Source organism: Saccharopolyspora erythraea NRRL 2338 (assembly GCF_000062885.1).
Taxonomy (GTDB): Bacteria; Actinomycetota; Actinomycetes; order Mycobacteriales; family Pseudonocardiaceae; genus Saccharopolyspora_D; species Saccharopolyspora_D erythraea.
The window spans coordinates 2,546,336-2,565,558 of record NC_009142.1 but is presented as its reverse complement, the minus strand read 5'-3'; the positions used below and the strand labels follow the sequence as shown (position 1 = coordinate 2,565,558).

The 19,223-nt window shown below is 70.4% G+C and carries 16 protein-coding genes and 1 pseudogene; 7 read left to right on the top strand and 10 right to left on the bottom strand.

Annotated elements, in window-relative coordinates; genetic code table 11:
• Nucleotides 1-3 precede the first annotated feature (3 nt).
• From SACE_RS11530 to SACE_RS11490, 9 genes are read right to left on the bottom strand one after another with little or no spacing between them, the layout of a single operon-like run.
• The gene (locus SACE_RS11530; protein WP_009950521.1) at nt 4-1,116 is read right to left on the bottom strand and encodes an MCE family protein; all 1,113 of its coding nucleotides are present in this window, start codon (nt 1,114-1,116) and stop codon (nt 4-6) included.
• Complete coding sequence (locus tag SACE_RS11525; protein WP_009950523.1) at nt 1,116-2,180, bottom strand: MCE family protein; 1,065 nt, start codon at nt 2,178-2,180, stop codon at nt 1,116-1,118. The genes SACE_RS11530 and SACE_RS11525 overlap by 1 nt, the downstream gene beginning before the upstream one ends.
• Nucleotides 2,180-3,223 carry an MCE family protein gene (locus tag SACE_RS11520; protein ID WP_009950524.1) on the bottom strand — a complete coding sequence of 348 codons (1,044 nt, stop codon included), beginning with the start codon at nt 3,221-3,223 and terminating at the stop codon, nt 2,180-2,182. Before SACE_RS11520 ends, SACE_RS11525 begins: the two co-directional genes overlap by 1 nt.
• Complete coding sequence (locus SACE_RS11515; protein ID WP_009950526.1) at nt 3,223-4,218, bottom strand: MCE family protein; 996 nt, start codon at nt 4,216-4,218, stop codon at nt 3,223-3,225. The genes SACE_RS11520 and SACE_RS11515 overlap by 1 nt, the downstream gene beginning before the upstream one ends.
• Nucleotides 4,215-5,234 carry an MCE family protein gene (locus tag SACE_RS11510; protein WP_009950527.1) on the bottom strand — a complete coding sequence of 340 codons (1,020 nt, stop codon included), beginning with the start codon at nt 5,232-5,234 and terminating at the stop codon, nt 4,215-4,217. The genes SACE_RS11515 and SACE_RS11510 overlap by 4 nt, the downstream gene beginning before the upstream one ends.
• A complete protein-coding gene (locus SACE_RS11505; RefSeq protein ID WP_009950528.1) occupies nt 5,231-6,445 on the bottom strand; it encodes an MCE family protein in 1,215 nt (404 codons plus the stop codon). Before SACE_RS11505 ends, SACE_RS11510 begins: the two co-directional genes overlap by 4 nt.
• Nucleotides 6,442-7,281, bottom strand: coding sequence for an MlaE family ABC transporter permease (locus SACE_RS11500; protein ID WP_009950529.1), 840 nt, complete (start codon nt 7,279-7,281; stop codon nt 6,442-6,444). The genes SACE_RS11505 and SACE_RS11500 overlap by 4 nt, the downstream gene beginning before the upstream one ends.
• Nucleotides 7,282-7,285: 4 nt before the next feature.
• Nucleotides 7,286-8,080: an MlaE family ABC transporter permease gene (locus SACE_RS11495; RefSeq protein WP_021341659.1), complete on the bottom strand. Its 795-nt coding sequence runs from the start codon at nt 8,078-8,080 to the stop codon at nt 7,286-7,288.
• 44 nt (nt 8,081-8,124) lie between these two features.
• A complete protein-coding gene (locus SACE_RS11490) occupies nt 8,125-9,333 on the bottom strand; it encodes a DUF6801 domain-containing protein (RefSeq protein WP_009950530.1) in 1,209 nt (402 codons plus the stop codon).
• Between the two features lie 460 nt (nt 9,334-9,793).
• Here SACE_RS11490 and SACE_RS11485 point away from each other — a divergent pair, with 460 nt between their 5' ends.
• From SACE_RS11485 to SACE_RS11470, 5 genes and pseudogenes are all read left to right on the top strand, one after another.
• A complete protein-coding gene (locus SACE_RS11485) occupies nt 9,794-11,074 on the top strand; it encodes a lipase family protein (RefSeq protein WP_021341660.1) in 1,281 nt (426 codons plus the stop codon).
• Nucleotides 11,075-11,182: 108 nt separating this feature from the next.
• On the top strand, nt 11,183-12,472 hold the full coding sequence (locus SACE_RS11480) for a PucR family transcriptional regulator (protein ID WP_021341661.1): 1,290 nt from the start codon (nt 11,183-11,185) through the stop codon (nt 12,470-12,472).
• A 421-nt stretch (nt 12,473-12,893) separates the two neighbouring features.
• Nucleotides 12,894-14,087, top strand: a complete 1,194-nt coding sequence (locus tag SACE_RS11475) for an IS110-like element ISSer1 family transposase (protein WP_029622100.1) — start codon at nt 12,894-12,896, stop codon at nt 14,085-14,087.
• 246 nt (nt 14,088-14,333) lie between these two features.
• Nucleotides 14,334-14,507, top strand: a pseudogene (locus SACE_RS37530) (IS110 family transposase); the annotation flags it as partial.
• Nucleotides 14,508-14,666: 159 nt separating this feature from the next.
• The gene (locus tag SACE_RS11470; protein WP_011873651.1) at nt 14,667-15,554 is read left to right on the top strand and encodes an IS5 family transposase; all 888 of its coding nucleotides are present in this window, start codon (nt 14,667-14,669) and stop codon (nt 15,552-15,554) included.
• 57 nt (nt 15,555-15,611) lie between these two features.
• Here SACE_RS11470 and SACE_RS11465 read toward each other — a convergent pair whose 3' ends face one another.
• Nucleotides 15,612-16,940, bottom strand: a complete 1,329-nt coding sequence (locus tag SACE_RS11465; RefSeq protein ID WP_009950130.1) for a PucR-like N-terminal domain-containing protein — start codon at nt 16,938-16,940, stop codon at nt 15,612-15,614.
• Between the two features lie 684 nt (nt 16,941-17,624).
• Between SACE_RS11465 and SACE_RS11460 the strand changes: the two genes are divergently transcribed.
• Both SACE_RS11460 and SACE_RS11455 read left to right on the top strand, forming a co-directional pair.
• Nucleotides 17,625-18,266 (top strand): DUF6801 domain-containing protein, encoded by a 642-nt coding sequence (locus SACE_RS11460; protein ID WP_009950132.1) that lies wholly within the window; start codon nt 17,625-17,627, stop codon nt 18,264-18,266.
• A gap of 316 nt (nt 18,267-18,582) precedes the next feature.
• Nucleotides 18,583-19,209: a hypothetical protein gene (locus tag SACE_RS11455; RefSeq protein ID WP_143538114.1), complete on the top strand. Its 627-nt coding sequence runs from the start codon at nt 18,583-18,585 to the stop codon at nt 19,207-19,209.
• The last annotated feature ends 14 nt before the right edge of the window (nt 19,210-19,223 follow it).

Here is a 19,223-nt window from a genome sequence, read left to right as displayed (position 1 = left end):
CGGTCACCGCCCCGGCGTGGGCGCGTTCTGCGAACCGCGCACCCCGGTCGGGTCGCCGTACGGCAGCGTGCACGCCGCTTCGAGGTTCAGCGGTGGTCCCGGGGAGACGTCGAGCCCGTCTCGGTACTCGGTGCCGCCGTAGCCCTTCGTGCAGGGTGGCGGGGCGAAGAAGGTCAGCGACAGTCCGAAGTGGGCGCCGTCGGCGCGCACGACCGACGAACCGGCCGCGACCGCCTTCGGCCCCATCACGAGGAGCTGTTCGAGGCCGTCCTGGCGGACCTCGAGAACCTCGGAAGTGGTGAGCAGGTTCGCCATCAGCAGTCCCATCCCGGGTCCCGACTCCCGGATCAGCGCGCTGACCTCCCGCGCGGCGGGCGGGACCGCGCCAATGAGCGCGCGGATGTCGCCGTCGGAGCGCTTGAGCTGGTCGGCCAGCAGGGCGGCCTGCGATCCGAAGGTGCGGATGGCCTCGGAGTGCTCCAGCTGCGTCCGCAGCACCGTCTCTGTGTCGGTGACGAGCCTCGTGGTCTGCGGGACGTGCTCGGCCGCGGCGTGGATGAAGTCGATCCCGTTGTCCAGCAGGCCCTCCAGGTGCGGCCCGGCGCCCGAGGTCGCGTTGTGGAGCTCGTCGACCACCGTGCGCAGGTCCTCCTTCGGCACGGACTCGACAAGAGCGTCCAGATTGGACAGCACGCGGTCCACCGGCAGCGGGATCGCGGTGTCGGCCTGCTGGATGACCGAGCCGTCTCGCAGCACCGAACCGCCGGTGCGGCGCGGACGCAGGTCCACGTACTGTTCCCCGGCCGCCGACCGGTTTGCCACGACCGCCTCGGTGTCGGCGGGGATGCCGGCGCCGGCGGAGTCGATGAGCAGGTCGGCCTCCATTCCCGACGCGGTCAGGCGCAGCTCCCCCACCCGGCCCACCGGCACCCCGCGGTAGGTCACCTCGGCGTTGGTGAAGATGCCGCCCGCGCTGGCGAACCTGGCGCGGACCACGTACCCGTCGTCGTACAGCAGCTTGTCCAACCCGGCGTAGTTCGCGCCGACGTAGCTGACGCCGAGCAGCGCCAGCACCAGGAACAACAGCACCTGCCTGCGGATGCCCTTGGTCAGCATCAGGGCGCACCTCCCCGGCCGCCCACGGGCCCCACGGTGCGCGCGTCGAACGTCAGATAGGAGTTCAGGTAGTCGCCCCGCAGGGCGTTGAGCGCCTCGTCGGGGAACGGGAACGTCAGCAGCGTCTGCATGGCACGGGGCAGCCGGTCGCCGGACTCGGCGAGGCGGCGCAGCGTGGGCTCCAGCGCCCGCAGGTCGGCAACCAGGTCGTCCTTGCTGCGGTTGACCGTGTCCACCGAGACGTCGCTCAGCTCGCCCAGCGACTTCAGCATCGCCACCAGCGCCTCCCGCTGCTGGGAGAGCGCGTCGATACCCGGGGACAGGTCGGTGAGGGTGGTGTCGATCAGCGGCTTGTCCCGCTCCAGGGTGGCGGCCAGCCGGTTGACCCCGTCGAGCGCCCTGGTGATCTCGCCCCGGTGCTCGTCCAGTCCGCCGATGAAGGTGTCGAGGTTGCCCAGCAGCTGCCTGGCCGCGCTCTCGTTGCCGCCCAGCGCGTCGTTGAGCTCCTGGTTGATGTTCTGGATCTGGCCGATGCCGCCGCCGTTGAGCAGCAGGGACAGCGCGCCGAAGACCTCCTCGACCTCGGGGCTGCGGTCGTTGCGGGCGGCCGGGATCCGCGCCCCGTCGGCCAGCCTGCCCCGCGGCGACTCCACATCGGACGGAGCCAGCTCGACGAACTTCTCACCCAGCAGGCTGGACTGCCGCAGCCGTGCGACGGCGTTGGCGGGCAGGTCCACATCACCGTTGACCACGACGGTGACCTGCGCGGTGCGGCCGTCCGGCGCGAGCTCGACCGACTCGACCTTGCCGACCGCGATGTCGTCGACCTTGACCCCGGACTGCGGCACCAGGTCCAGGACGTCGGCGAAGCCGACCGTCAGGCGGTACGGACGCTCGCCGACGTCCGCGCCGCCCGGCAGCGGCAGTTCGTAGAGGCCGCCCTGCCCGCATCCCGCGGTCACCAGCAGGGCCAGCGCCGCGCTCGCCGCGGCGACCCGGCGCCGCCGCGCCGCGCCACCTGCGCCGGCCCGGGTCTCCGCGGCGAGCCGATCACGTCGGGGCATCAGCGCCCACCTCCCCGCATCGTGCCCGCGTCGGGCAACGGCAGCGCGGGACCCTGCTGGGCGGAGAACTCCAGGAGGTTGCCCCGCGCGTCGATCGTCCCCGTGGCCGGGTTGTAGGCCTCGACCACGTTGGTCAGCGCGTTCGGCGCGGTGTCCAGCGCCTCGGCCAGCGACGCCTTCTGCTCGGCGAGCAGACCGCTGACCACCGCGAGCTTGTCCACATTGGTCCGGACGCGGCCGCGGTTGTCGCGGATGAAGCCCTGCACCGCGGCCACCGCCTCGTTCAGCTCGGCCAGCGCGGCACCGAGGTCACCGCGGTCGGCGGCCAGCACCTCACTGATGGAAGCGAGCTGGTCCAGGGCGTGCCCCGCCTGCTCGTCGTTGGCGGCCAGCACCGCGGTGAAGGCGCTCAGCTTGTCGACGGTGGTGAACAGGTCGCCCTTGGAGTCGTCGATGGTCCGCGCCAGGTCCCCCAGCCGGCGGATCGACTCGCCCAGCGGTGCACCGTTGCCCGATAGCGTCCGCGCGCTCTGCCGCAGCAGTTCGTCCACGGCGCCGTCGGCGTTGGCACCGGTGGGTCCCAGCGCGACGGTCAGCTCGTTGAGGCTGCTGAACAGCTCGTCCAGCTCGACCGGTGTCGCGGTGCGGGCGACGGGGATCTCGGCACCGTCGGTCAGCCTCGGCCCGCCGGTGTAGGCGGGGGCCAGTTGCACGTACCGGTCGGCGACCACGCTCGGCGTGACGACCAGCGCCGTCGGCTCGGCCGGGAGGTCGACGCCGGCGTCGATGCTCATCTCGACCCGGACGCTGTCGCCCATGGGCTCCACCGACTCCACCGTGCCGACCGGCACGCCGAGCACCCGGACGTCGGACTCCGGGTAGATGCCGACCGCGGTGGTGAAGTGGGCGGTGACCCGCTTGCCGCCGTGGACGTCCAGCGCGAGCCAGCCCGCGCCTGCCATCAGCACCGGCACCAGCGCGACGACTCCCCAACGCAGGAAGCGACGTCCGCGGGCGGTGCGGCGGTGCTTGCGCTCGGGCATCAGCGACCTCCCGCTCTCGGTGGCTTGCAACTGCCGGACGGCTCGCCCGCGGGCACCAGTCCGCAGATGTAGGTGTCGATCCAGCGGCCGTTGCCCACCGCGTTGCCGATCACGCGGTAGAACGGCCCCGCTCGCCGCAGGCTCTCGGTGAGGTTGTGCTGGTTGCGCTCCAGCACGGCGGTGACCCGTTCGAGCTGGTCGAGCGCGGGCCCGAGGGTCTGCTGGTTGTCGGCGACCAAGCCCTTCAGCTCGACGGCGAGGCGGCGGGTGCCGGTGAACAGCTGCCCGATCGCCTCCCGGCGCTCGTTGAGCTCGGTGAGCAGCCGGTCGCCGTCCTTGATGAGCGACTCGAACTGCCCGCTGCGGTCACCGAGGGTGGTGCTGATGCGGGCGGTGCCCGCCAGCAACCTGGCCAGTTCCTCGTCCCGCGAGGCCAGCGTGCCGGACAGCGCGGAAAGACCGTCGAGGGCCGAGCGGACGTCCTGCGGCGCCGACGCGCCCAGCGTCGCCGACAGCGTGCGGAAGCTCTCGGCGAGCCGCGCGGTGTCGATCCGGCCCGTCGTCTCGGCCAGGTCGCCGAAGACGTCGCTGACGTCGTAGGGCGAGGTGGTCCGTTCCAGGGGGATCGTCACCGCGGGGTCGAGCTCTGCGCCCCCGACCGGGTCGAGCACCAGGTTCTTCTGCCCCAGCAACGTCTTGATGCGGATCGAGGCGCTGGTGCGGTCGCCGAGCCAGGCGTCGCGGACCCGGAAGGCCACCCGCACGCGGGCCCCGTCGAGCGCGACGTCGCGGACCTCGCCGACCTTGACGCCGGCGACCCGGACCTCGTCGCCCGGCTTGAGCCCGGCCGCCTCGCCGAACTCGGCGGTGTAGGTGGTGCCGCCGCCGATGGCCGGCAGCTCGTCGGAGAAGAACGTGCCCAGCCCGATCAGCGTCATCACCAGCGCCCCCACCACGCCGACGGTGACCGGGTTTCGTTGCCGGAACGGTTTCACCGCAGGCACCTCGCTTGCTCGACGGGGCGGCCGACCGGTGGTCCGCCGGGCGCGGGCTCGGCGTCGGAGGACACCGAGCACAGGTAGAAGTTCAGCCACGAGCCATAGGACGCGGTCCGTCCGATGCGGTCGTACTTGGTGGGCAGGTTGCCGAGGAACCGCTCGAAGATCGGCGTGTTGTCGGCGAGGTTCCTGGACAGCTCGCCGAGCGTGACGATGCCGTCCTTCAGCGGCTTCCTGCCCTCCTCCAGCAGGGCCGCGGTGCTGGAGGTCAGCTCGCCCATGCCGCCGACCGCGTCGCCGATCGGCTCGGCGTCGGCGGCCAGCCCCTGGACCAGCCGCTGGGTCGTGGTGACCAGCGTGGCGAGCTGGTCGCCCTTGGCGTTGATGGTGTCCAGGACCGCGTTCAGGTTCGCGATCACCTCGCCGATGACCCGGTCGCGCTCGGCCAGCGTGGACGTCAGCGACGCGGTGTGGCGCAGCAGGCTGTCGACGGTGCCGCCCTCGCCCTGCAGCACCTGCACGATCTCGAACGAGAGCTTGTTGACGTCCTCCGGCGACAGCGCCTGGAACAGCGGCTTGAACCCGTTGAACATCGCGGTCAGGTCCACCGCGGGACGGGTGCGCTCCAGCGGGATGTGCGCGCCGGGGGCGAGCACGCGGTCCATCGGCAGCGGACCCTGGTCGAGCGACAGGTACCGCTGGCCGACCATGTTGCGGTAGCGGATGGCCGCGGTGGCGTGCCGGGAGACCGCGCGGTGCGCGTCGACGGCGAAGGTGACCTCGGCGAAGCGCCGGTCGGCGACCTCAACGGCCTCGACCTCGCCGATGCGCACGCCCGCCATGCGGACGTCGTCGCCGGGGTTGAGCGAGGTCGCGTCGGTGAACCGGGCGGTGTAGGCGACCTTGTCGCCCATCCCGACGTTGGCGATGGTCACCCCCAGCGTCGCCGTAGCCACGAGGGTGACGAACAGGAAGATCGCGCCCTTGACCAGCGGAGCGGCCAGTCCTCTCATCGCAGCGTCACCTCCGCGCCCCGCAGCAGCGGTCCGACCAGCAGGCCGTTCCAGGCGGGGACCTCCCGCGGGTGCACGCCCATCCCCGGTGCCAGCAGCTCGGAGATCAGCCGCGTCTCGTACTCCGATCCCGCCACCGGTGCGGAGCTCGTCGCGACGCCGCCCGCGGGACCGGCGCCGGGCGGGTAGCAACGCGGGCCGCCGGTGGCGTCGTAGACGGGGTCGTCGGCGCCGGGCCGGTACTTGCCGCGCGGCGGCTGCACTGTCAGCTCGACGTGCAGGCCGGGTTCGTTCGTCCCCTTGCCGAGCGCCTCCACCATCAGCGGCGTGAACCGGTTCACCGCGTCGAACAGGCACGGGTACTCCGGCGAGTACCGCGCCAGCAGCTCCAGCGTGGGCCTGCTCGACTCGCTCACGCCGATGAAGTTCTCCCCGTTCTGCCGCAGGAACTCGGTCAGCCCCACCGACGTCGAGGTGACGTCGGAGTACAGCGCGTCCAGTTCGGATCGCTGCTCGGCGATGGTGCGGCCGGTGACCGAGAGATCGGCCAGCGCGCGCAGGACGTCCGGCGCCGCGCGTTGGTAGACGTCGGCGACGTCGGCCAGTCCGCTGATGTCGGCCCGCAGCCGGGGCATGAGCGGGTTGACCTGCGCGAGCAGGTCGTTGAGCTGCCGCACGCTCTCGCCCAGCGGCTCACCGCGCCCGTCCAGTGCCATCGAGATCGAGCCCAGCGACGCGGCGAGCTTCTCCGGCTGCACCGCGCGCAGCAGCGGCAGGACGTCGCCGAGCACCCGCTCCAGCTCGATCGCGTTCTCCGACCGGTCCTGGGTGATCGTGTCACCCGCGGCGAGCGCGCGCCGGTCCGGTTCCGCTGGCAGGACCAGGTCGACGTAGCGCTCGCCGAACAGCGTCTTGGGCACCAACCGGGCCGAGACGTTGCTCGGCAGCCGGCCGATTCTCGCCGTGTCCATCGCCAGCTCGATCTCGGCGCCGTCCCCGCTGGTGCGCACCGCGCGCACGGTGCCGAACGGCACTCCGCGCGCCTTGACTTCAGCGTTGAGCTCCATCTGGTTGCCGATGCGATCGGTGCGAAGCATCACCGTGCTCACCGGGGTGAAACGCTTCTCGTAGACCGCGACCGCGAACCAGAGCAGCAGCGCCAGGATCACCATGAAAACCAGACCGGCGAACTGCGTTGCGAGCCTGCTCATCCCGCCACCTTCACCGTCGTGTTGGCACCCCAGATCGCCAGGCTCAGGAACAGGTCGAGAACGCTGATGAGCACGATGGAGGTGCGCACCGCCCGGCCGACCGCGACACCGACCCCGGCGGGACCTCCCGCCGCGCGGTAGCCGTAGAAGCAGTGCGTCAGGATCACCGCCACGCTGAAGACCAGCACCTTGCCGAAGGACCACAGCACGTCGACCGGCGGCAGGAACAGCGAGAAGTAGTGGTCGTAGGTGCCGCCGGACTGGCCGAAGAACCACACCGTGACCTGTCGCGATGCCACGTACGAGGTCAGCAGGCCGATGACGTAGAGCGGGACGACCGCCACGAAGCCCGCGACGATCCGGGTGGTGACGAGGTAGGGCAGGCTGCGCACCGCCATCACCTCCAGCGCGTCGATCTCCTCGGAGATGCGCATCGCGCCGAGCTGGGCGGTGAACCCGGCACCCACCGTCGCCGACAGCGCCAGGCCGGCCACCAGCGGGGCGATCTCCCTGGTGTTGAAGTAGGCCGTCATGAACCCGGTGAGGGTGGAGATGCCGATCTGGTTCAGCGCGCTGAAGCCCTGCAAGCCCACCGTGACACCGGTGAACACGCACATACCCAGGATCACGCCGATGGTGCCGCCGATGACGGCGAGCGCGCCGCTGCCGAAGGTCACCTCGGCGAGCAGCCGGACAACCTCGCGCAGGTACCGGCGCACCGCCAGCGGTGCCGCGCCCAGCGCATACAGGTAGAACAGCAGCTGGTCGCCGAGGTTGTACAGGGTGTCGCCAGGACGCCGCAGCACGGTCCTGGCGCGCTGTCCGATGCCGATCACGCTCTCACGTCCCCTTCGCAGGCACCAGCTGCAGGTACAGCGCGGTGATCACGGTGTTGACGAAGAACAGCAGGAGGAAGGTGATGACCACCGACTGGTTCACCACGTCCCCGACCCCTTTGGAACCACCCCGGGGGTTGAGACCGCGGTAGGCGGCCACCACCCCGGCCAGGAAACCGAAGATGAGCGCCTTGAACGTGCTCACCCACAGGTCCGGGAGCTGGGCGAGCGCGTTGAAGCTGGCCAGGTAGGCGCCGGGGGTGCCGTCCTGCACGATGACGTTGAAGAAGTAGCCGCCCGCCACGCCCACGACGCTGACCAGCCCGTTGAGCAGCATCGCGGTCAGCACCGCCGCCAGCACCCGGGGCACGATCAGCCGCTGCACCGGGGACACGCCGAGCACCTCCATGGCGGCGATCTCCTCCCGGATGGTCCGCGACCCCAGGTCGGCGCAGATGGCCGAGCCGCCGGCGCCCGCGATCACCAGGGTGGTGACGATCGGGCTGGCCTGCTGCACGACCGCGAGCACGCTCGCGGCCCCGTTGAACGACTTCGCGCCGATCTGCGCGGTCAGCGTGCCCAGTTGCAGCGAGATGACCGCGCCGAACGGGATCGAGACCAGGATCGCCGGGGTGATCGACACGCTGGCGATGAACCAGAACTGCTGCACGAACTCCCGGAACTGGAACGGGCGCCGGAACATCAGCACCGCGACGTCGAGTCCCAGCGCGAACATCCGGCCGAACTCGCGCGCTGCGCCGGTCGCCCGGTTCCGCAGGGCCGCCACCGGGGCGCTCACGACCGCTGTCCTTCTCGGCCTGGCCCACGTCCGCTCATCTGCGATCATGCCTCCTCCGGTGGGCAGTTCTGGTTGTTGAAGCAGCGCAGGACGAGCTTTCCGCTCAACCCGTTGCCAGGACCGGAGATCAGCCCGGTCAGCAGCGGGTCCAGGTCCTCGGCGACCCCGCAGCCGGTGAACGGTGGGATCTCGTAGGCGGTGGTGAACGGGGTCGGCGGCACACCGTTGGGGTTGTTGCGGAAGACCAGCTTCCCCTGCACCCGGATCGCTGCCGGGGCGGCGGTCCGGCAGTCCGGGCCGACGTCCAGCGCGACGCCGTCGACACGCACGTCGTGGAGCCGGACGACGACCTGGATCGTGGTGTCCACCTCGCCGACGATGTCTCCGTTGACGAACGTGATCCCCTTGAGGTTCCCGACGGTTTCGCCGCCCTGCACCATCTCGACCGTGCTGGTGACCGGGGCGAAGCCGAACGTGACGAAGTAGCCCTGCGCGGACGGGAGCCGGACCTCGCCGGTGACCGGGTAGGGCTTCTGCAGTGACGTCCGCGCCTCGAACCTGCCGCGCCCGATGGACATCTCGGAGCCGAGCTTGGCGATCCTGGTGACCGAGTCCTCGATCCAGTACGACACCGGAAGACCGGCGGGAGCAGCCGGGACCGGCGGCGGGTCGGGGTCCGCGCCGGGTCCGGCCGCTCCCGCCACCCGGACCGCGGCCAGCACGGCCGGCTCGCCGGGCACCGGTGCGCACACGACGTCGGAGTCCTGCCCCTGCGGGTTCAGGACGGCGGTGACGCCGTGCAGCTCGAAAACGACCTCGCCGGGGCCGTCGACCGCCACCGCGGGGAACTCCGGCCGAACCGCGAGCCGCAGCTCGCCGGAGGCCGGCAGTGGCGTCGCGGCGACCGGCACGGGGACGGTGGAGACGTCCCGGCCGGCATCTCCGCGGCGCACCGCGATCCGGACACCGACGGTGCCGCCGACAGCGGTGACCCCGTGGGCGCGCAACCGTTCGACCCCGGACGCCGGTAGCACCAGCGAAACCGACAGGCCGTCCGGACGGATGGCCGTGCCCGCCGCGGCCGACTCCGGGAAGCCGGCCGAGACCTCGCCCGACACCGACTCGGTGCCGTGGGCGAACCCGCACGTCCCTGCCGTCGTGCGCGAGGCCGTGCCGGCCACGGCGGTGACACCGCTCAGCCCGGCCGCCGACACCCCGGCCGCCAGGCCCAGGGCGGCGGCGCGCACGGCCACCGATCGAAGAGTCCACATGAGACGTCTATTCCCATCGCTAGGGGAATTCGCGTATACCGCCCGTTTCCCGGGCAGACCGCCGAGCTGTGCGACGGCACGTTACTGACCGGCCGCACCGGCGACAAGGAGCAATTTCCCACGGTTTCCAGCGATACCGCGTTTTTGTCATTCCGGTTACGGTCCTGCCGCGAGCACCACGACCGCGACACACAACTCCGCGCACCACCCGCCCGAACGGGCGAGTCGGGTCGTTGCGGCCGATCCGCCGCGAATCCGTTTCGGCGCCGAACCAATTCCTCGCGGTGCGGAGCGACTGCGACCTCCCGCGACCGGCACAACTGCGAACGCCCATGCCAAAACCCGGCGCCCGAACTGCGACGCGCATGTCTAGAAACGCCGGTGCCGCATCGTGAACACTGCCGCCCCTGAGGAGTTTTCCCAGCGACCCGAGGAGTTGCCCATGCGGCGGGCTCTTGCACCCGCGGCGGCGCTGACCATCGCATTCGCCGCGATGTCACCAGCCGCCATGGCCGACGCAGCGGGGCGCGGCAACGCGCCCTGCTCGGCCACGGACGAACAGATATACACCCCACCGGTGCAGCCCGCGGGCGCACCGGGTGACGTACTTGCCTGCCTTCCGGCGGAATTCCCCAAGATCCCGGGGCAGATCCCGAAGCGCTCGTGGAAGTTGCAGTACCGCTCCACCGACATCAACGGCGCCCCGGTCGCGGTCTCCGGGATGCTGGCCGTCCCCGAAGCACCATGGCCCGGCCCCAACCCGCGCCCGGTCGTGGCCTTCAACCCCGGAACGCTCGGCCTGGGACCGCAGTGCGCGTACTCCAAGCAGATGTCCGGGGCCCACGAGGACGCCTACGAGATCGAGCAGCTCGCCGCCGCGCTCAAGGCCGGCTACGCCGTGGTGGCCACCGACGGGATGGGCTACCTCAACGGGCAGCGCCACCCCTACATGGTCGGGCAGAACGCCGGGCACGCGCTGCTCGACGCGGTGCGCGCCGCGTCGCGGCTGCCCGAGTCGGGGATCGACCCCGCCGCGCCCGCGGGCCTGTGGGGCTACTCCGAAGGCGGCCAGGCCGCGCTGTGGGCCACCCAGCTCGCCGCCTCCTACGCACCCGAGCTCAACATCGCCGGAACCGCCGCCGGAGGCGTCCCCGGCGACCTGCGCGTGGTCGGCAACGCGCTCAACGGCGGCCAGTACGCTGGTTTCGCGGCCGCCGCACTGGTCGGCTTCCACGTCGGATACCCGCGGATGCCGTTCGACGAGCTGCTCAACGACAACGGCAGGCAGGCCGTGGCGAAGCTGTCGGGAAGCTGCCTGATCGACACCATCTTCGGGTTCGCCAAGGAGCGCGTGGAGGACTACACCACCGAGGGTCTCACCGTCGATGAGATCTACGCGCTTCCCGGCCCGGACGGCACGACCTGGGGTCAGATCGCCGACCGCCACAAGCTCGGCGTCGGGATCGGCGCCCCCGGCTCCGGCGCGCAGTACGAGATCGAGTTCCCCGTCTTCCAGTACCGCGGAGCGAAGGAGCAGATCATCCCCGTCGAGACGGAGGAACGGACGCGGACGGCCTACTGCGAGGCGGGAATCCCGACCCGTTGGAAGCCCGACGTCGACGGGGACCACCTGATCGCGGCCAAGTCCGCGATCCCCGATGTGATGGCGTGGTTCGGCGACCGGTTCGCCGGCGCGCCCGCTCCCGACGACTGCGGCCGATGAGCCGGCCCGAAACGCACGCACACCGGGAGCGCCGGAACCCGCGCGGCGCTCCCCGGCGCACATCCGTCCCACCCGGGCGATCCCCGGCCGAACCGTTGTGGTGATCACGTGAGCGAACCCCCGAGGGCGGAGCTGTCCTGCTCCGTAGAAGCCGACTACGACTCCCTGACCGCGCCCTCCCGCGGCGGAGGTGACGACGAGGAACGCGGCAGCCGGGTGCGCCGGCTGTGGGAGCTGCTGCCCAGCGGGCTGGCGGGCGTGTTCCGGCCGAAGGTCGACGACGTCACCAGCGAGGTGATGCGGGAGATCCAGCGGGCGCTGCCCGCCTACGCGGGCCACCTGGAAGGCGAGTTCGGCAGCACCGCGGCCGCCGGCGTGCAGCAGGCCATCCACCACTTCCTGGACCGGCTGGGCAACCCGGCCGCGGGGTACGACGACCGCGGCCGGGTCTTCCACCGGCTGGGGCGCCACGAGATGCAGCAGGGCCGGAGCCTGGACATGCTGCAGACCGCCTACCGGGTCGGTGCGCGGGTCTCCTGGAGGCGGGCGTCAGAGGTCGGCACCCGCGCCGGGATCCCGGTCGCCACGCTGTGCCTGCTCGCCGAGGCGCTGTTCGCCTACATCGACGAGCTCTCCGCGCTGTCCATCGAGGGTTACGCCGCCGCGCAGACAGAGGCCACCGGGACCCTGGAACGCCGCCGGCGCAGGCTCATGGACCTGATCCTGGCCGATCCGCCGACCGCCCCCCAGAGCCTGGCCGACTTCGCCGCCACCGCGCACTGGGCGGTGCCCGAGCGCGTCATCGCGGTGGCGATGGAGCCGGCCGACGACGCGAGCGAACCGGCGCAACCCTCCTTCGGCGACGACGTCCTGGTGAACTTCGAGGACGGCGCGCCATGCCTGGTCCTGCCCGACCCAGGCCCCCACCGGCACCCCGCGCTGGTGGCGGGTCTGTCGCACTGGCAGTCGGCGATCGGTCCCGCCGTCGCGCTGCGCGATGCCCGGCACTCCCTGCGCTGCGCGCGCCAGGCCCTCGAACTCGTGCGGCGCGGCGTCCTGCCTGCCAAGCGGGTCACCCATTGCGACCGCCACCTGTTCGAGCTCTGCCTGTTCAGCGACGCACCGCTGACCGACGAGCTGGTCACCTCCGCGCTGGCCCCGCTGGACGAGCTCCCGCCCAGGCAGCACCGCAAGCTCGCCGGCACGCTGCTGGCGTGGCTGGAAACCCGTGGCAACGTGCGCGAGGTGTCCCGCAGGCTGCAGATGCACCCGCAGACGGTCCGGTCGCACATCCAGCAGCTCGAAGGGCTTTTCGGCAGCGGGCTGGACGACCCGGCCCACCGCTTCGACCTGGTGCTCGCGCTGCGCGCGGCGCGGTACGGGACCCGAGCGGGGTGAGAGCCTGTCTTTCGACCTTCGAAGCGGCGCAGCCGCTTGGCCCACCTCCGCGACCGGCACCGCCGCGGGTTTCTCAGGGATCTCTGGCGAGGACACCTTTTTCGCGGCGTATGCGCAATACGTGAGAAACGGGCCCGGAGCCGGAGACTCGACAACGGCTGCACATGGCGTGGGCTGTCCGTGGATTTTCCCCCGTTACCTTCTTCGTGGTCCCCAGCCGGGGATCTTCTGGTCGCCTGGCCTGGCATGACTGACTGCCCCTGTCGTTGATGATCCGGGGGGTGTTGTCACCAGGCCAGGGGCGCCAGCCGACCGCTGATAGGGACATGATCGCCTTCGGGCAGGTCTCGTCGTAGGCGTGGCTGCCGGCAGCTGACGCCGGATCGGCGACCAGGCTGCGACGAGTCGAAGGACACCACCTGTGACCAGTGGTTATGACGTGTTCTGCGGATTGGACGTCGGTAAAGGCGCGCACCACGCGACCGGCCTGGCGCCGGACGCCACCCGGCTGCACGACGCGGCACTGCCCAACACCGAAGCCGGATTGCGCAAGGTCTTCGACCGGCTCGCGCGGCACGGGCAGGTGCTGGTGGTGGTGGATCAGCCGGCCTCGATCGGTGCCCTGCCGGTGGCCGTGGCCCGAGCCTGCGGGCATGACGTGGCCTATCTGCCGGGCCTGGCCATGCGCCGGATCGCTGACCTGCACCCGGGCAACGCCAAGACCGACGCCCGCGACGCCTACGTCATCGCTGATGCCGCCCGCACCTTGCCGCACGCCCTGCGGCGGGTCGACACCGGCGAGGAAACCCTGGCCGAACTGGAGGTGCTCGTCGGGTTCGACGACGACCTCGCAGGCGAGGCCACCAGGATCGGCAACCGCATCCGGGGCCTGCTGACCCAGATCCATCCCGCCCTGGAGCGCGTCCTGGGACCCAAGATCCAGCACCCCGCGGTGCTGGAAATCCTCTCCCGGTGCGGCGGGCCTGACGGGATCCGCAAAGCCGGACAACGACAGCTGACCTCGATCGCGGCCACCCGCGCTCCCCGCATGGGCCAGGCCCTCGTCGAGGCGATCGTGTCCGCGCTCGACGAACAGACCGTGTCGGTGCCCGGCGCCAAGACCGCCGAGCTCGTACTCCCCCGCCTGGCCGATTCGCTGAAAACCGTGCTGCAGCAACGGAGAACAGTCGCCGACGAGGTCGAAGGGATACTCGATGCGCACCCTCTTGCCGGGGTCCTGACCTCCATGCCCGGCATCGGGGTCAGGACCGCAGCCCGCATCCTCCTCGAAGTCGGCGACGGCTCGGCGTTCAAAACCTCCGGACATCTGGCCGCCTACGCAGGCCTGGCCCCGGTCACCCGCCGCTCCGGCAGCTCCATCCGAGGAGAACACCCCAACCGAGGCGGCAACAAACATCTCAAACGGGCGTTCTTCCTCGCCGCCTTCGCCGCCCTGGCCGACCCCACCAGCAGGGCCTACTACCAGCGGAAACGAGACGAAGGCAAGAAACACAACGCCGCCCTCATCTGCCTGGCCCGACGCCGCTGCGACGTCCTGCACGCCATGCTCCGCACCAAAACGAAATACCAAGCACCAGCCCCTCAAGCCGCTTGACAACCGACATAGGGACACCCCCCGTTAGCTTTTTCGTGGCTCTGATCAAGGGCCCTGGTCGCTGGGCTCGGCATGACTTTGTCCCCCTGTCGAACGCATGATCCGGGGGGTGGTGTCACCGGGCCCGGTGGCATCGACGGACCGCTGATAGGGACACGGCCGCCTCCGGGCAGGTCTCTTTGTAACGTGGCTGCCGGCTGTCGATGCTGGACCGGCGACCAGCCCTGCGGCGCGAAGGACTGGCGCATGGACGCCCCTGACAGCGTGTTCCTCGGACTGGATGTCGGCAAAGGTGAGCACCACGCCGTCGCCGTGGACGCCGATGGGAAGCGGCCGCACGACGCGCCGCTGCCCAACAGCGAAGACACACTGCGGGAGCTCTTCGATCGGCCGGCCCGCCACCGTCGGCTGCTCGTGGTGGGCCGCCATCACCCTCATGACCCGCCAACTCACCCACCAACCAAGATCAAAAAAAGGCACTGAGTGCCTGTTTTTGATCCCCGGGGGTGGGGTGGAAGAGGGCCTTTGCTAGTGATCGTGACACCACATCAAGATCGACACAGCAAAGGCCCGATCCGTTTGTACACCACAACAGCCCAGGACAGCTCTACCGCCCGCCCACGCCGCTACCCGACCGACACCACCGACGCCGAGTGGGCGTTGATCGAACCGCTGCTGCCCACTCCGGCGTGTGAGACCTCCAGCGGCGGTCACCCGGAACAGCACCCGCGTCGCGACGTGGTCGATGCCATCCGCTACGTCATCGACAACGGCTGCAAATGGCGTGGGCTGCCCGCGGACTTCCCTCCGTGGCAGACCGTCTACGGCTTCTACAACCGCTGCAGCCGCGACAACGTCGTCCTCGCCCTGCGTGACAGCCCGCGCGAGCAGATCCGCACCCGCGCCGGACGCCACCACCAGCCCAGCGCGGGCGTCATCGACTCCCAATCCGTGCGCGCCGCCGAAACCGCGGGCCGCGACACCCGCGGCTACGACGCGGGCAAGAAAGTCAACGGACGCAAACGACACATCACCACCGACACACTGGGCCTGCTGCTGGGCGTGTGTGTCACCGGAGCCCACGTCACCGACCGACGCGGCGCCGAACTCCTCCTGCGCTACCTCCGTAAAACCCAGCAGCGGCTCAGCCTGCTGTGGGCCGACGCGGGCTACGCGGGCCGCCTGATCACCTGGGCGGACACCGCCCTGGGCATCACCCTGCACATCGTCCGCAAAATCACCGGACAGATCGGTTCCCAGGCACTACCCCGACGCTGGGTCGTCGAACGCACCCTGTCCTGGATCACCCAAGCCCGCCGCACCATCCGCGACTACGAACGCCTGCCCGCCCACTCCGAAACCGTCATCAACTGGGCCGCCATCACCCTCATGACCCGCCAACTCACCCACCAACCAAGATCAAAAACAGGCACTGAGGTTCCGCACCCGCACCGCTGTGCAAGATGAGCTCAAAGACAGCCTCTGAGGCCTACCCGGCGCCGGCTCCACGCGGGATGGCACGGCTCAGTTCCCGGCCACGAGCTTTTCGGCGCGCAGCGCGATCTCCAGATTCAGCCGCTCGTCGGCGTCGGTGAGCCGGTCGCCGAATAGGCCCTCCAGCTGGTGCATTCGGTACCGGACCGTCTGCGGGTGCACGCCCAGCCGTTCGGCCAGTTCCGGCGCGCTGCCCCGGGACTGCAACCACACCAGCAGCGTCTCGGTCAGCCTCGCCCGCTGCTTGACGGTCAGACCGTCCAGCGGGGCGAGGCTGCGCGCGCTCAGCTCCCGGATCAGGAACTCGTCGCTGAGCAGCCACAGCGTGGTCAAGTGATCAGTGCAGCGGGTCACCGGGGCGTCCGGGAGGACCCTGCGCTGGACCAGGGCGATCACCCGGCGCGCCCACCGCAGCGACAGCGCTGCCTCGCTGAGCCGCACCCGCGTCCCGATCGCGGCACGCCAGCCCCGCAGTCCGGCCCGAAGACCGGCAAGATCGGTGATCTGGCCTGCCACCAGCAGGCACGGTTCGGCGCCTTCCAGATCGACCAGCATGTCCGCTTCCAACGCGGGGGTGTGACGCTCACCCTGGTCGGCGACCGGTTCCAGCGCGACCGGGGTGACCCACTCCGGCAGCTTCCAGCGGGCGGCGGCGGCCTGGTCGGCCAGCACCTGCGGCGACGCCGGCGGATGGGCCAGCACGAGCTCGAGCAGCCGGCGCCTGCGCCGCGCGAGCGTGCCCGCCGCGCTCTCCTGTGCCTCGGTGTAGCCCTCGATGGACAGCGCCGAGAGCTCGTCGACGTAGGCGAAGATCGCCTCGGCGCACACGCACAGGACGTCGACCGGCACGCCCTGCTTCTGACCGAACTCGGCGATGTGGCGCCACGCGACGCGCCCGCCCACCCGGTAGGCGGTCTGCAGGCAGTCCAGGCTGCGACCCTCGGCGAACTCGCCCTTGCCCAGCGCGCGGAACACCCTGCCCCAGTCCTCGTGCGTTCTGCGGGCGTCGCGGATGTTGGACAACGGGTAGAGGATCGCCTGCTCGATCGCCTGGGAGAACAGGTCGCCGAACACCCCGTCGAGCGGCTGGGAATACTCCGGGACGACGTGCTGGATTTCGCGCACCATCGCCTTGGCCAACCCGCCGACGTAGGGACGGAAACCCTCGGCGTACTCCCTGGGCAGCACCGACCAGAGCATCTTGGCGCGGCCGAACCCGGTCTTCTCGGCGTCCATCGCCGCCCGCAGGCCGGAGATCCAGCGGCTGGACTCGGCGCCGGCGAGCGGGCGCGGACCGGTTCTTTCCCCGGCGCCCTTCCTGGCGTCGCTCACGTACCTGGAACCGACGTCGAACGTCATTGCTTCCCCTACGTCGCAACAAAAGCAGCGGTTTCAACGTTTCAAACGAGTTGACGCTTTGCAATCCCGGCAACATAATTTCACACCGGTCCGGTGTCAACATGCCGGAATCCATATTTGCCACAGCGCACGCCACTTTCGGCCGTTCGGGTGGACCTCCGCGAAAAAACGTGCCAACTTCCCACGGCAGAGTTGGCGCGTGCGTGACAAAACTTGTCACCCCACATCGCAGCGGCCGCTCCGGACCAGACGCGCGAGCCACGCGTGCCGGCCACCCGATCGAGAGCCCCGGGCGATCAATCCGAACATCGCTCACGTTTAATGGTCTACCAACTCGCCCGAAACACCGACCGGCTTCCCGCCCCGCACGTCCGGATCACGGTACGGCCGATGCGCTCCGGTCACCGGCAAACGAATCCCCAACCAGCTACGTCGTATCCCCATGACAATTTTCGGCGGCAATCGCCAACGCTCATCCCGACGCCCCGGGAAAGCCTTGCCAATGAACTTCACACCCCAGTAATCTACTCGGCAGTAGGGCGAGCGGGTAAAATGCGTGACCCCGTTTCCAGGCCGATTCCCGGCCCTCTTCCCACCCGCACCGAGCCCTCACCCGAAATCGGATCGCCGGCAAGGTCGCCAATCCCGGCGCCTGCTCTTGCCGGCCAATGATGAGGAGTGCCCATGCCAGTTCGTCCGAATTCCGCGCGGACCGGCCGCGCGGCCGCGGTGGTCGCCACCGCGGGGATCGTCTCGCTCACCGCGCTGGCCGCAGGCCCCGCCGCGGCAGACCCGGGCGCCACCACCGCGCCGCGGGGACCCGTGACCAAGGACGTGACCTTCACCTGCGAGTTCCCGATGGTCGGTGCGCGGCCGACGCAGGCCAAGGTCAACGCGACCTTCCCCGACTCGGCCAAAGTCGGCGAGTCCATCAACGTCACCGACTTCAAGGTCGACGTGACCATCGACGAGCAGACCGCCGACGCGCTGCGCCTCATCGGCGGCGCCTCGGTCGAGGGCACCGCCGCGACCGGCGTGGACCTCAACGTCAACGGCACCGACCTCGGCGTCACGCTCAACGGCCTGAGCATCCCGTCCACGCCGGTGCCCGAAAGCGGCCCGCTGCCCACCCAGATCACCGGCGCGGTGCCGGGCCTGACGGTGAAGCAGCCGGGTCAGGTCACCTTCGCCGTCGGCAGCAACTTCGTCGGCAAGATCACCCCGAAGAAGGCCGACGGCACCGAGACCGAGCTCGGCACCTTCGACCTGCCCTGCACGTTGGACCAGGGCCAGGACCCGTCGCTGGCCACCGTGCAGGTGCAGTGACCAGGTGCTGAGGGTCCCCAGTGGACCCGGCGGTGGCCGGTCGCCGGTGGCCGGCCACCCCACCTCCCATCCCCGGCGGTGCCGCGTTGTCGCGCCCCCGACGGATCCGGGCCATTGCGCTCGAGGATCCATTTCGGACGGTTCCGTTCCGTCCCACGCCGCTTCGAACTCTCGCGAGGGCGAGCAGAGGTCCTCCCGGGCTGCGCCCCGGACTTCGCTGCGCGAACGGTCCCCACGCGACTCACCAGTCGCCGACGGCTCACCGCGGCGGTGACCACCGCCGGATTTCCCAGCACTCCACGAGATCGGACAAACGATGCGAATTCAGAGTCGGTTGACGGGTGCCCGCAGGATCAGCGGCATCGCCGCCGTCGGCACCGCGGCCGCCCTGGTGGGCGGCCTGGTCAACCCCGGTACCGCCGAGGCCGCCATCGACCTGCACTACAAGGTCACCGGCACCGCCCACGTGGTGAAGATGAACGCCGACATCCCCATCGAGGGAGAGGTCGACGTCCAGCTCAACGGCGCCACCGGGGAGTTCACCAGCAAGTTCCGCCAGACCAGCGTGCCGCGGGTGAAGTTCAAGGCCTTCGGCATGTTCGACAGCGAGGTCGACGTCGAGTTCTTCGAGGCCGCGCCGTCGCACGGCAAGATCGCGGGCGGCAACGTCACCTTCGACCTGCCGTTGCAGATCAGGCTGCAGAACATCTCCGCCGTCGGCTTCCCGATCGGCGGCGGGCCGGACTGCGTGCAGCAGCAGCCCCCGACGCTGTCGCTGAAGTCGACCAGCCCGTTCGTGCCCGCCAAGGGCGGTGACCTGGCCGGCGCTCCCTACGCCCTGTCGGAGTGGTCGCAGGGCTGCGGCGGGTTCACCGGCCTGGTCAACATGAACTCGACCGGCCCCGACAACACCGCGCAGGTCAAGCTGACCCACGTCGGGTGAGCCCCGGCTCGCGG

Excerpts from the sequence above, each read along its gene's own strand:
- SACE_RS11530 (WP_009950521.1), bottom strand. The coding sequence starts at position 1,116 with ATGCTGACCAAGGGCATCCGCAGGCAGGTGCTGTTGTTCCTGGTGCTG.
- SACE_RS11525 (WP_009950523.1), bottom strand. The coding sequence starts at position 2,180 with ATGCCCCGACGTGATCGGCTCGCCGCGGAGACCCGGGCCGGCGCAGGT.
- SACE_RS11520 (WP_009950524.1), bottom strand. The coding sequence starts at position 3,223 with ATGCCCGAGCGCAAGCACCGCCGCACCGCCCGCGGACGTCGCTTCCTG.
- SACE_RS11510 (WP_009950527.1), bottom strand. The coding sequence starts at position 5,234 with ATGAGAGGACTGGCCGCTCCGCTGGTCAAGGGCGCGATCTTCCTGTTC.
- SACE_RS11505 (WP_009950528.1), bottom strand. The coding sequence starts at position 6,445 with ATGAGCAGGCTCGCAACGCAGTTCGCCGGTCTGGTTTTCATGGTGATC.
- SACE_RS11485 (WP_021341660.1), top strand. The coding sequence starts at position 9,794 with ATGCGGCGGGCTCTTGCACCCGCGGCGGCGCTGACCATCGCATTCGCC.
- SACE_RS11465 (WP_009950130.1), bottom strand. The coding sequence starts at position 16,940 with ATGACGTTCGACGTCGGTTCCAGGTACGTGAGCGACGCCAGGAAGGGC.
- SACE_RS11460 (WP_009950132.1), top strand. The coding sequence starts at position 17,625 with ATGCCAGTTCGTCCGAATTCCGCGCGGACCGGCCGCGCGGCCGCGGTG.
- SACE_RS11455 (WP_143538114.1), top strand. The coding sequence starts at position 18,583 with ATGCGAATTCAGAGTCGGTTGACGGGTGCCCGCAGGATCAGCGGCATC.